Source organism: Vibrio sp. FE10, assembly GCF_030297155.1.
Classification (GTDB): domain Bacteria; phylum Pseudomonadota; class Gammaproteobacteria; order Enterobacterales; family Vibrionaceae; genus Vibrio; species Vibrio apostichopi.
On record NZ_AP028067.1, the window covers coordinates 2,450,593 to 2,462,701 of the forward strand.

Annotated in this window: 13 protein-coding genes; 1 reads left to right on the forward strand and 12 read right to left on the reverse strand. The window is 44.2% G+C overall.

From position 1 onward, the window contains the following. Nucleotides 1–123: 123 nt before the first annotated feature. Entirely contained in the window at nt 124–2,724 is a 2,601-nt protein-coding gene (locus QUF19_RS10910) for a hybrid sensor histidine kinase/response regulator (protein ID WP_434784909.1), read from the reverse strand. 138 nt (nt 2,725–2,862) lie between these two features. On the opposite strand from QUF19_RS10910, the gene QUF19_RS10915 reads away from it, so the two are divergent. After that, entirely contained in the window at nt 2,863–3,432 is a 570-nt protein-coding gene (locus QUF19_RS10915) for a UPF0149 family protein (protein ID WP_286293251.1), read from the forward strand. 109 nt (nt 3,433–3,541) lie between these two features. Here the strand turns inward: QUF19_RS10915 and QUF19_RS10920 are convergent, their stop codons facing one another. From QUF19_RS10920 to cydX, 11 genes are all read right to left on the reverse strand, one after another. Further along, entirely contained in the window at nt 3,542–4,573 is a 1,032-nt protein-coding gene (locus QUF19_RS10920) for a potassium channel family protein (protein ID WP_286293253.1), read from the reverse strand. Between the two features lie 212 nt (nt 4,574–4,785). Next, on the reverse strand, nt 4,786–5,847 hold the full coding sequence (gene nadA / locus QUF19_RS10925) for a quinolinate synthase NadA (RefSeq protein WP_017105740.1): 1,062 nt from the start codon (nt 5,845–5,847) through the stop codon (nt 4,786–4,788). A gap of 206 nt (nt 5,848–6,053) precedes the next feature. After that, nucleotides 6,054–6,842, reverse strand: coding sequence for a tol-pal system protein YbgF (ybgF, locus tag QUF19_RS10930; protein WP_286293258.1), 789 nt, complete (start codon nt 6,840–6,842; stop codon nt 6,054–6,056). Between the two features lie 33 nt (nt 6,843–6,875). Next, a complete protein-coding gene (gene pal / locus QUF19_RS10935) occupies nt 6,876–7,418 on the reverse strand; it encodes a peptidoglycan-associated lipoprotein Pal (RefSeq protein WP_004736484.1) in 543 nt (180 codons plus the stop codon). Nucleotides 7,419–7,529: 111 nt separating this feature from the next. Then, nucleotides 7,530–8,882 carry a Tol-Pal system beta propeller repeat protein TolB gene (gene tolB / locus QUF19_RS10940; protein WP_286293260.1) on the reverse strand — a complete coding sequence of 451 codons (1,353 nt, stop codon included), beginning with the start codon at nt 8,880–8,882 and terminating at the stop codon, nt 7,530–7,532. A gap of 12 nt (nt 8,883–8,894) precedes the next feature. Further along, nucleotides 8,895–9,962 (reverse strand): cell envelope integrity protein TolA, encoded by a 1,068-nt coding sequence (tolA, locus tag QUF19_RS10945; RefSeq protein WP_286293262.1) that lies wholly within the window; start codon nt 9,960–9,962, stop codon nt 8,895–8,897. A gap of 13 nt (nt 9,963–9,975) precedes the next feature. Next, the gene (gene tolR, locus QUF19_RS10950) at nt 9,976–10,419 is read right to left on the reverse strand and encodes a protein TolR (RefSeq protein WP_192889009.1); all 444 of its coding nucleotides are present in this window, start codon (nt 10,417–10,419) and stop codon (nt 9,976–9,978) included. Nucleotides 10,420–10,422: 3 nt separating this feature from the next. Continuing rightward, the gene (tolQ, locus tag QUF19_RS10955) at nt 10,423–11,106 is read right to left on the reverse strand and encodes a protein TolQ (RefSeq protein ID WP_017111033.1); all 684 of its coding nucleotides are present in this window, start codon (nt 11,104–11,106) and stop codon (nt 10,423–10,425) included. Continuing rightward, on the reverse strand, nt 11,096–11,533 hold the full coding sequence (gene ybgC, locus QUF19_RS10960; protein WP_017105747.1) for a tol-pal system-associated acyl-CoA thioesterase: 438 nt from the start codon (nt 11,531–11,533) through the stop codon (nt 11,096–11,098). Before ybgC ends, tolQ begins: the two co-directional genes overlap by 11 nt. Nucleotides 11,534–11,706: 173 nt before the next feature. After that, a complete protein-coding gene (ybgE, locus tag QUF19_RS10965; protein ID WP_017111034.1) occupies nt 11,707–12,009 on the reverse strand; it encodes a cyd operon protein YbgE in 303 nt (100 codons plus the stop codon). Continuing rightward, a complete protein-coding gene (gene cydX / locus QUF19_RS10970; RefSeq protein WP_000270284.1) occupies nt 12,002–12,109 on the reverse strand; it encodes a cytochrome bd-I oxidase subunit CydX in 108 nt (35 codons plus the stop codon). Before cydX ends, ybgE begins: the two co-directional genes overlap by 8 nt.

Genomic DNA, 12,109 nt, shown 5'->3' on the forward strand with positions numbered 1-12,109 from the left:
TTAAAAATCAAGTTGTAAATTAACAACCAAAAACCATTTAAAAAGCAGTCACTTCCACCAAAAAATCACACCAAGGTCAAATAATAGACAATTCGTCATTTACTTTCTGTAATTAAACAACATCTAGGCCATAGGTAGATTTACAGTAATGATATTGATGACATCTTGAGAAGGGGGCTCTCCCAAAGAAACCTGTTCTAGTGCCTTATCAACTTGATAGGTCAGTTCAGCATTGTTCATAGGCTTAACGTGAACACGCAGGCTCTCTAATGCAAATTGAATCAACTCTAGATTATTGTCTTCGAGCGCCACGTAGAGCGTGACCAGGAGTTCTTCTGTATTGTCTTTGTTTCGCAGATCAGGTTTAGGCAGCGAACGGCTTTGGCTTTTTTCCCCATGAGGATGTGCATTGGGAGCATTTCCGTTATGCCAGTTTAATTCGTGTTTCTCTATTCCATGTTTTGCTATTCCATGACTTTCTCTTTCATGAATAGCTTGATCATGGTTGTTGTCGCGATTAGCACTGTCACTTTGTTCATTATCGCCCTCTTCCTCGTGGAACTGGTAAAGCTTGTTTGAATAACGGAATAAGGCGTCATCAAGCTCTCGCTCATCGATTGGTTTTGCAATAATGTAATCCACACCGGCGCCGAGCATACGTTCACGAGTCTCTTTGAAGACATCAGCAGTACAACCAAATATCAAGACAGATGAAACATCGCCAATTAGAGCGCGAATCGCGGTTGTTGATTCCACACCATCCATCACTGGCATATGGTTATCCATCAACACCAAATCAAAGTGCTCAGCAACGACGGCTTGTATGGCCAGCTCACCATTTTCTACACTTTTACACGTGAACCCTTTACTGCTCATAAAGGTTTCGATGATGACGGTATTGGTTCGGTTATCTTCTACAATCAACACTTTCAAGCCAGAGTAATCCAACTTCTTATGTGGCAAGCTCTCGATCTCGCCAGGCTGACAAGGTTGTATCTTCAGTCGAACATCGAAGCTCGTTCCTATGCCCTCTTCACTGGTAACGGTAATACTGCCATCCATGAGCTGAGCAATCTTCTTTACAATCGCCAAGCCAAGACCAGTACCGCCAAAGCGTCTTGTGGTCGACGACTCGGCTTGTTCAAAAGGCTTAAAGATACGCTTTTGGGCTTCTTTTGAGATACCAATGCCAGTATCGCGAACTCGAATACTGAGGTAGGTGTCGCTCCCTTCTACAATTTCTTTCAGGTACACCTCAACAAAACCTCTGGAAGTGAACTTCACAGCGTTGTTCAGTAGATTAAACAAGATTTGGCGCAGGCGAGCCTTGTCCGAGAAGTACCAACGGCCAGAAGGCACCTCCGAATACACTTTAAATTGAAGTCCTTTCTCGGATGACAATGTGTAGTAGACGCTGTTAATACTGCCGATGATCGAATCAAGCGGGAATCGAGTCTCATCGAGATCTAACCTGCCCTGCTCGATCTTTGAGTAATCCAATATTTCATTGAGCAAAGTCATCATATGATCGCCCGAATCGTACAAGCTCTTAAGATGCTTCTCTTGTTCAGGATTTAGAGGCGTTTTGAGCAGGATCTGAGCGGTGCCCAATACCCCATTCATAGGCGTACGAATTTCATGTGACAAGGTCGCGAGGAAAGCAGTTTTAGCATTGGTTGATGCCTGAGCTTTGACCTTTTCTGCTTCGAGGTAAATGGTCTTTTCGTTGAAGGTTTTAATCAAGTGGCCGATTTCATCATCACTGGAGTAATCCACATCGATGATCTCACCCGCCTTAGAGCCATCGACCTTAGCGGCAATGGTTGTTATCGGGCTAATCAAATAGCGATTCAACAAGTAATAACCGGCCATTACACACAGCAGTAATAGCGGCACAATACCGCCCTCGATACTCATCACCTGACGAAAGACTTCATCTGCCACACGTGACTTTGAGTTAACCACATCGACTTGCCAACCGAACTCGCCAAATTGGCTGCTACTGATGTAGATCCCTTCAACGAGATTGAAGTTATGAGAGACCAAGACTTGGTTGAGTTTATCTCTCAGCGTAATGCCGAGGTTGTACTCTTCTGCGTGGTTTTTAATGAAACCCAATAACTCTTCAAGAGAGAGATCCACCGTCGCAATCCCGGCAAAGGTTCCGTCGTAATAATAAGGGGAAGAAGCGGTGATCATTCGAACGTGCGTGTATGGGTCGATATACACATCACTCCATGAGATGGTTCCTTGTGGCTCGTCGACAACAGACGTGTACCAATACTCTTCATGGTAAGGAGCGTTTTTAGGGTTGTTGTAAGAAAACAGCTGGTCAATAGTGCCATCGTCAGCTTTGTTGAAAAAATAGCTGTTAAGCAGCTTCTTAGAATCTAAGACGTAAGGTTCTGGCCAAATGCCCGCACTGACGATCGTGTCATCGCTCGCCGCCAGCATCGACTTAAACAGCGGGATGACATCCTCGCCATTACGATGCGCCTGAGCAAAGCCGACTAAACTATCAACAAAGCCTTGAGAGCTGCTGAGTGGCTCTGTAATCAATGAGGATAACAACTCCGTACGCAAGTCGAGGTTTTGTTGTAACTTGGCACGCACAGGGGATTCTACGACGTAATACGTCACACTGCCGACAATGGCAATAAACATTGCAAGGTATAAACCAAGCGCTACCATGCTTTTTTTCTTAAGAGATGACCGTATCTGCATAATTTTTTTGTTGTTTTCTTTTCTGTTAAACCTAGTGTTTATCACCAACGACATCAAGCCTTTTTAGATTGAAGCTTGATTGGCACAAGTTCATTGGTACTATAAGCGCAAATATGTTCCCTTTTACGGTACCTCACTTTGACCTTACAAGATATTCTTGCGCTTCCAGAGTTGGAAGGAAAGCTAATCACAGAACACAAAACCATGGGATTTGTCACTGCAATGGCAGCGGCGCCTAATGTGTTAACACCGCATGAGTGGCTACCGTTCCTTTGGGGTGGCGAAGAAGTTGCTCCATTTACAGACGGTGAACAACTTGAAAGCTACATTGAAGTTATCATCACGCTTTGGAATAAAACACGTCCTGAGCTAATCGAAGGTACTTGGGTTTGGCCTGAAGCTTGCCAATTGGATGATGCAGAAGTGGTGAACACTGCTGCCCGTGATTTCTGTGAAGGCTTACTTCAAGGCTGGCAGATCGCCCGTGATGACTGGGAAACACTTATGCCTGAAGAGAACGAAGACAACGCACTTGTCGGTGGTGTATTACTTTCTCTAAGTATGCTTTACGATCCAGAAACGTCAATTGCAACGCTTGCAGAACAAGGCATTGAAGGCCTAGAGCAATTCGAAGAGATCTTCAACGCAGTTCCAGTGATGCTTTGCGGTCTAACGCAGCGTGGTATCGCACTAGCAGAAGCTCAATAAGCTAGATAAGCAGTGCAAAAGAATTAAGCTCATTTGCTTAGCTCGATCAAACGATAGCAAAAAGGCCTCACGATGAGGCCTTTTTTAGATCTGAATAAGTGGTGTTAACTTAAAAGCCTTTCCAATCAAAGTGATCGATACGTTCATCGGCAATATAAAACAACTTAGTCCCACTGCTTACAACTTGATCGAGTTCTGGGTTAAGTTCAATACCGCTACCCGTATCAATCGCAATCAACGTTGCTTGATACTTCTCTTTAAACACAGAGAAAATAGGCGCAACGGTGACAGGCTCAGCGTTTTCAGGGAAGTACGTTGAATACTGTGTCATGCCTCTTGTGGAACTCAATAGCTCTTGGTGAAGCGCACTAGAACCAGGGTCGACAGCAGCTTTAGCCAGCATTTCCGCACCCACAGCAGGAATACATTCTGAATTTGGACAATGCTTGTGTAGCAGGTCGCTCAATGCCTCATCTTTAAAGTAAACCAAAAGGTGGGCCTTCGGGTTTCGGTTCGCACAGTAGAGCGCCGCAGATAAGGTGATGTCGTCTTCTGGGTTATCAATCAGAATACAACTGGCTGACTCAATGCCCGTTTTCTCCATCTCTTTGCCATCCGTGTAGCTATTCACTTTGACGAAATTGATTTCGCCAGGTAACGGGTTTTCGATATCTGAACGAGTACATAATACGATTGGGCGTTTGCCCGTTTCTTCATGCTGCAACATGCGAATGAGATGAATGGTTCTTTGCTCATTCCACCCAAGCATCAAAATATGGTTGTCCACTCTAACTCTCCTTTTTCCTAGCAAGCCTGCTCGCCAATATTCAACACCTTCGGTTGCAACCTTACCGAGCAAAGCTGCGAAAAGGCTCAGTCCACCTGGAATGACAAATAGGATGACAATCCATCGACCTGCATCCGTTGTCGGTGAAAGGTCTCCGTAACCAACGGTTGACGCTGTCACGACCAGATAATAGGCAAATGTTGTGATTGAGTTGGTTAAATCCGTTTCACCAGCGACGTACAGCATCGACCACGACAAAAAGATGTAGCCTAGAAAGGTGAATAGTAAATTTTTGCCATTCAAAACAAAGATATTCGCTTTGATCCAGCGTTTGAGTTGTAACCAGATTATCATTCGAGCCTCTAATCCTTCTATCTTATTTACATGCTAGAAAAAATACGCGATATCAACAAGATATATCATCAGAAAAAGATACATAAGAACAACATTGATATCGATAGCCAATATTCAGATACAAAAAAACCAGCACTCGGCTGGTTTCTCTCTTGATGATAAAAGCAGAACTGTGATTAAGCTGGACTGCTTATATCATCACGACAACGAAATTAAGCGTTGCCTTTAACCTGTAGGTTAAGCTGTTCGGCAAAATCTAGCATGCGGTTCAATGGAATAAGAGACTTCACACGTAGTTCGTCAGAAACGAAAATTTCGTGTTGCTTACCACCATGCTCAAGTGCGTTTTCAATCGCTTCAAGGCCGTTCATTGCCATCCAAGGACAGTGTGCGCAGCTACGACACGTTGCACCAGCACCCGCTGTTGGGGCTTCAATCAGTTCTTTTTCAGGAACCAATTGTTGCATCTTGAAGAAGATACCTTTGTCAGTCGCGACAATCATCTGTGGATGAGGCAGCTCTTTCGCTTTCTTGATCAGTTGGCTTGTTGAGCCTACAGCATCAGCCAGTTCAACAACACTTGCTGGTGATTCTGGGTGAACCAAAATAGCCGCTTCTGGGTAGACCGATTTCATTTTCTTCAAAGCATCCGCTGAGAATTCATCATGAACGATACACTCACCTTGCCAAAGCAACATGTCAGCGCCAGTTTGATTTGCAATGTAAGAACCTAGGTGACGGTCAGGGCCCCAAATAATAGGTTTGCCTTCAGCGTCTAGGCTTTCAACGATTTCTAAAGCGATGCTCGACGTAACCACCCAGTCTGCACGAGCTTTAACAGCGGCAGAGGTGTTCGCGTATACAACCACGGTGTGGTCAGGGTGAGCATCACAAAATTCTGTAAATTTGTCAGCAGGACAACCAAGATCAAGTGAACATTCAGCTTCAAGCGTTGGCATTAGAATGCGCTTTTCAGGCGTAAGAATCTTCGCAGACTCACCCATGAAACGAACACCAGCGATGATCAAAGTGCTTGCTGAATGACGGTTACCGAACTTAGCCATTTCTAAAGAATCGCCAACGAAACCACCAGTTTCTTCAGCCAGAGCCTGAATTTCAGGATCCGTGTAGTAGTGTGCAATTAGAACTGCATCTTTTTCTTGAAGTAGTTTTTTGATGTTCGCGATGTGGGCCTGTTTCTGAGCGTCGCTCAATGGAACTGGCTTCGGCGGAAACGGGTAAACTGTATCGATTTTATCTAGTATATGACTCATTGCTCTTGCTCTACGCAACTTCTTCCGAGGATTAGAGTATTCTACACAGGACAGCGATGAGGATCAAAAAGGATTGGTTGCAAGCGATGTCTAGCTAATACTTAAAACGCATAAACAAGGTGATGCATTGGCGTCACAAAGCGGCTAAGTAAATATGGAGGAAGTAAATAGATATAAAAAAGAGGTACCTGAGCACCTCTATTTGTTTATAAGTGGGTTTTAGCCACTTTTGCCGAAGCACTGTTTGGGTACTCGGTCACGACTTGTTGGTAATATTTCTTAGCTTGCGTCGCGTTATTATTGCGCGCAGCTATGTCACCAAGCTTAACCAGCGCATCTGCTCGCTTGTTTGAGTCTTTGTACGACACAACAGCGGCAAAGCTCTTCACGGCTTCTTTATCTTGCTTCTTAGCGAAATAAAGCTGACCTAACCAGTAATGTGAGTTAGGTGTGAAGGTTGAATCTGGGAAGTCTTTTTGAAACTTTTGGAATGCTGCGATAGCACCCGTGTAGTCTCGTTGCTTTAGAATCATATCTACAGCATTTTGATAAGCGGTTTGCTCATCGACATCAGTACTGAACGTACCAGAAGCATCATTGGAGCCTTCGCTCGCTGCCACTGCTACCGTTGCTGTTCCTGCTGCTTTCACCTCGCCTCTTACACGATCCAGTTCAATGAACAGTTCACGTTGGCGCTCTAGCATTTGCTTCATATCGTAACTGTTTCGTTCCAGCTCACCACGAAGTTCACTGATCTCCAGTGCCATGTCGTCGATTTGCTGTTGCATTTGAAGCTGAACGAGGTTGCGATTTTGAAGCAGGCGTTCTAAACGCTCAATATCTGATTCGTTAGATGCAGACGCTGCTCGAGAGGAAGATGATGAATTGGTTGCGGTGCTATTGAGATCGGATACTGGAGCTGGTGCAGCGAACGCGATGTTCGCTGCACTTGCCAGTAACGAAAGCAAAATGACTCGCTTTGTGTTACTGAACATGAGGCAATTCCTCAATTATATAGCCTACTAAAATTAGTAAACTAGTACTGCACGACGGTTTTTAGCGTACACATCTTCAGATTGACCTAGAAGAAGTGGCTTCTCTTCACCGTAGCTTACGATAGAGATTTGGTCTGCTTGAACACCTAGAGCTTGTAGATATTTTGCTACAGCTTGTGCACGACGCTCGCCAAGTGCGATGTTGTACTCAGGAGTACCGCGTTCGTCAGCGTGACCTTCGATAGTAACGTTCATGTCAACGTTATTGCTTAGGTAAGCTGCGTGAGCTGCTAGAATTTCTTCGTAGTCGCCAGCGATAGTAGAGTTATCGAATGCAAAGTAGATTGTTTGAGTTTCGCGTAGCGCTTGCTCTTTAAGCTCTTGCTCAGACAGTTGAGCGTTAGCATCAATTGGCGTTACAACAGTTGTGTCTACGTTGCCTTCTGAACCTGAAGTTGTTTGGTTGCTTTCAGTACCTGAAGTTGCAGATGTTGCTTCATCAGTTGAGCTACATGCCGTTACTGCCATCACTGGTAGTGCAATCATCAAGCCTTTAAGAACTTTGTTAAGTTGCATCTTTTTTTCCTTACGTTATCAAACTTAGTTTCTACAGCGACTAAGTGCTATAGATAGTTAATTGCCACAATAGTTAACACTATCAATAGCTAAAAGAATGTATCACTTTAACTAGAGGAACGGTGACCACGCAGGCGCTCTTACGCGTCCGTTGGTTGCCGGTAATCTAGCTTTGAAACGACCATCGATAGAAACCATCGATAATACGTTTGTTTTGTTGTAGATAGAGCTATAGATAACCATACCTCCATTCGGTGCAATGCTTGGAGATTCATCTAACAGAGTTTTTGTTAGCACCTGAACTGCACCGGTTTCCAAATCTTGCTTAGCCAAGTTAAAGCCTGAGTTGCTACGATTCACCATGATAAGGAATCGACCATCAGGAGTAATCTGGCCACCTAAGTTTTGGCTACCTTGCCAAGTAATACGAGAAGTCGAATTATTGGACAAATTTACATTATAAATCTGAGGTTTACCACCGCGATCCGACGTGAAAATAAGAGACTTGCCATCTGGGTGCCAGAACGGTTCAGTATTATTAGAACGTCCGCGGGTAATTTGAGTCAGCTTACGGCTAGCAAGGTCAAGTGTGTACACTTGAAGGCTGCCTGTTTTCGACAATACCAATGCCAATGTTTTACCGTCTGGAGAGAATCTTGGCGCGCCATTGTGACGAGGGTATGACGTCACCTTCTCACGTTCACCGGTGTAAATATTCATAATGAATATTTCAGCTTGGCCATTTTGGAAGCTTACATAAGCAAGTTTCTTACCGTCTGGAGACCATGCTGGTGACATAAGAGGTTGCTTAGAACGAAGTACTAAACGCTCATTGAAACCATCGTAATCAGCAACACGAAGTTGGTATGGGTATTTGTCTTTGTCGTTCACTACCACGTAAGAAATACGAGTTAAAAACGCGCCTTTCTCACCAGTCAGTTCTTCATACACTAAATCAGAAATACGGTGCGCGTACTCTCTCAAGCGTTTGCCCGGAACCGTCGCTTTCTTGTTGAACAAAACGTGATCTTTAGAAAGTACCAGTTGGCCTTCATCACTCAGCGCACGGCTTTGTCCTTTGGTCAGTTGACCACGAACAATGTCGATCAACTGATAGTTGACTACGTATTGCCCTTCAGCATTTTTAGTAATGCTGCCAGTTAGCAATGAATCAACGCCTAAGTTAGTCCAAGCATCAAAGTCGACCTCTGTTTCGCTGTAAGGCGTTTGAGGCATTTTGCTTGTTGCAACTGGGCTGAATTTACCACTGCGCTGTAAGTCAGAAGCAATAACCGCTGATACATCGTGTGGCAATGGCTCTGCGCCTTCCCAGCGGAAAGGTACAATAGCGATAGGTCTAGCAGAGTTTATACCGTCTGTAATAACCAGCTCCAGCGCTGCATGTGCAAACTGGCTGCTTGTCGCTATTACGAAAACAAAACTCAGTAATAGTTTTTTTAACACAAGTTCGTCCTTTTACTCTGGTGATACAGTTAAGTTGATGTCTTTCAGTGATTTCACAATGTCTGGGTCTTTAGGCAATGGATAAGATTGCACTTGTGCCACGGCACGCTTGGTTGCTGCACACAAACGGCTGTCTCCATCCAAAATACTCAAGCTTCCCAGAATCGCATTCGAACCCGTTGGAATGAGCTTAAGGTTCACTCGACATGAGCGTCCTCTGTAGCTGTCTTCTAACAATAAGTTCTGTTGAATAAGCTGAGTATAAATCGCACCGTAACGCTGTGCTTCATCACTAATAAATTGCTGTTTAGCCGAAGAGTTTTGAGTAGACTCAGTTTCAAGCCCAGCAAAGATATCGTTCAATGCCGCCTCTTGTTGCTTGCGCTCTTTTTCAGCTCTTGCTGCAGCTTCTTTTGCTTTACGGGCTTTCTCCGCTGCTGCTGCCGCTTCTTTCTCTTTCGCTATACGCTGCTTCTCAGCACGTTCAGCGGCTTCTTTTTCTTTACGAGCTTTGTCTGCTGCCTCTTTCGCGGCTTTTTCTTTTGCCACGCGTTCTTGTTCCGCTTTGGCAACAGCCGCTTCTTTGGCTTTGCGTTCTTTCTCCGCCTTAACCACAGCAGCTTCTTTTAGCTTGCGATCAGCTTCTGCTTTCGCTGCTTTCTTTTGTTCTGTCTTTAAACGAGCCTCTTCAACTTTACGTTGTTGCTCTTTTTCAACTCGACGCTTTTCAGCTTCTCGCGTCGCTTTCGCTTCTTTGGCTTGTTTTTCTTTCAACTTGCGGATGTTTTCTTCTTCCGCTTTACGATTCTTTTCAAGTCGCTCGCTTTCACGACGTAACTTGTCTAATCGTTCTTGTTCTTTCTTACCCGCAGCTTCTCTTTGTTGACGAATCTGTTGGGCTTGCTGACGAACTAATTGAGGGTCAATCACGACCGCCTGAACCATCTGCCCTGTTGGCTTAGGTTCTGACATCGTGAAGTCAGCTCCCCAAATAAGAGCGACGAATAGAATGACATGCAGCCCGATTGAAATTAGAAGCGGCGTTTTGAAATTATTGGATTTTTTATTATTCGCTTTCATGGATGCTACGGAGCTATTCCCTTATATCCGTTAAAAGGCCAACCTTTGGCACACCTGCACGGCTTAATTCATCAAGTAATAAAACAACTTCAGCGTAAGGCGTTGCGGCATCACCACCGACCGCCACTGGAGAGTTAGGATTCAGAGACAATTCCGCTTTTACCCGAACAATAATGTCTTCCATTGATAGGCCTCTTTGAACCTCTTCATCGTTAACACTCAAACCAAGCTCACCGTCTTTGTTCACTTCAACGATAATGAAGCTCGCATTCTCGTCACCCAGTAAATCTTGAGCTGATTTAGCCGTTGAAGCTTTTGGCAATTCAACATCAACACCTTGTGTAACGAAGGGCGAGGTCACCATAAAAATAATCAGCAAAACCAGCATAACGTCGATGTAAGGTACAACGTTAATCTCTGCCGTCATTTTGCGTTTTTTAGGTTGGTATCCAGCCATCGATTATTCCCTGCCAGCCATCGCTTGACGGTGAAGAATACTGTGAAACTCTTCAGAGAAAGTCGCGTAGTTATGTTCGAGTTTACCTACTCGGCTACTGAAGCGGTTGTAAGCCATAACTGCCGGAATCGCGGCGAAAAGACCCATTGCTGTTGCAATCAGTGCTTCTGCAATACCAGGCGCAACCATTGCGAGTGTCGCTTGCTTCACTTCGCCTAGTGCGATGAATGAGTGCATGATGCCCCACACAGTACCAAACAGGCCGATATAAGGACTGATAGAACCGACGGTCGCTAAGAAAGGTAAGTTAGTTTCTAGCTCATCCACTTCACGGGCAACCGCAACACGCATTGCACGACCTGTGCCTTCCATAATGAAGTCTGGAGAAGTGGCATTAGATTTACGAAGGCGAGCAAATTCAGTGAAACCTGCGTAGAAGATCTCTTCAGTACCAGAAAGCTCGTCTTTGCGCTTATTGCTCTCTTGATACAATTTAGCAAGATCAACGCCAGACCAAAATTTGTCTTCAAAGACTTCTGTTTGTTTAGAAGCTTGAGATAATACTTTACTTCTTTTTATGATCATTGCCCAAGAAACAACAGACATGCCCATAAGAATCAGCATGACCATCTTAACTAGTAAGCTAGCTTCTAATATTAGGCCTAAGATTGAGATTTCAGCAGTCACTATTCGTTAGCTCCGTGAGAATAAATGTTGGCATTGCTTTGGGTTTCATTTTTTGATTATCGATACATGCTACCTTAACCATTGCTTTACACAATGCCTTGCCATCAGGATTTACGATCTCTTGACAGAAGACCAAGGTAGCTCGCTTCAACTCGTAAATATTTGTAATGACTTGTAAAGAATCATCAAGTCGCGCACCTTGAATAAAATCAATGTCCATATGTCGGACTACGAAACCGATATTTTGTTCTAACAAGACTTGCTGAGAGACGCCAATTGAGCGCAACATCTCAGTTCGAGCGCGCTCAAAGAACTTAAGATAGTTGGCATGATATACCACCCCACCAGCATCGGTGTCTTCGTAATACACTGTCACAGGCCAAGTAAATGGCTTAGATAATCCCTGCAATTTGCTACCACAACCCAAAACGATAAAGATCTCACTATAACCTAACTCTTTATCATTAAAAGTATATGGCAGTGATTTATTTGATTTGAAAGACGAAAAAAAAGGCCATCTGTATAAGATGACCTCTTTTTGGCTAAAAACCCAACAACTACCTAGGTTTACTTCGTTATAAACCTAGTCCACGACCCCATTTAGATAAGGCGCAGCACTGTTAGATAGAGCAAAATCGTGAGTGAAACGTAAGGGCTGAATAACAACTGCCACATCCAAGCTCTTGGCTTAAAACCGATACCATAAACCATGCTCGAGCATACTGCCCAGATGAACATAGGCCCAATGATAGCGTTAAAGCCACCGATGCTTGCCGCGTACGTTTCAGGATCCCACATTACTAAACCAACATGCATGAAACCCAATATTAGGGATAAGGCTCTTAGCAGAGTCTTATCCATTGGTTGATGCAATTTAGCAACTTGCTCTGCGAGATTACTCACTGTCTTTATCCATCATTTCTGAATGCTCAAGCCAAAGAGCATTGATGATGCCGAATGCACATGCTAGAAGTACACCCAAAATCCATGCGAAATACCACAT

What these genes read in the sequence shown, in the direction of transcription:
- QUF19_RS10910 (WP_434784909.1), bottom strand. Translation starts at nt 2,724, where the DNA reads ATGCAGATACGGTCATCTCTTAAGAAAAAAAGCATGGTAGCGCTTGGT.
- QUF19_RS10920 (WP_286293253.1), bottom strand. Translation starts at nt 4,573, where the DNA reads ATGATAATCTGGTTACAACTCAAACGCTGGATCAAAGCGAATATCTTT.
- nadA (WP_017105740.1), bottom strand. Translation starts at nt 5,847, where the DNA reads ATGAGTCATATACTAGATAAAATCGATACAGTTTACCCGTTTCCGCCG.
- ybgF (WP_286293258.1), bottom strand. Translation starts at nt 6,842, where the DNA reads ATGTTCAGTAACACAAAGCGAGTCATTTTGCTTTCGTTACTGGCAAGT.
- pal (WP_004736484.1), bottom strand. Translation starts at nt 7,418, where the DNA reads ATGCAACTTAACAAAGTTCTTAAAGGCTTGATGATTGCACTACCAGTG.
- tolA (WP_286293262.1), bottom strand. Translation starts at nt 9,962, where the DNA reads ATGAAAGCGAATAATAAAAAATCCAATAATTTCAAAACGCCGCTTCTA.
- tolR (WP_192889009.1), bottom strand. Translation starts at nt 10,419, where the DNA reads ATGGCTGGATACCAACCTAAAAAACGCAAAATGACGGCAGAGATTAAC.
- cydX (WP_000270284.1), bottom strand. Translation starts at nt 12,109, where the DNA reads ATGTGGTATTTCGCATGGATTTTGGGTGTACTTCTAGCATGTGCATTC.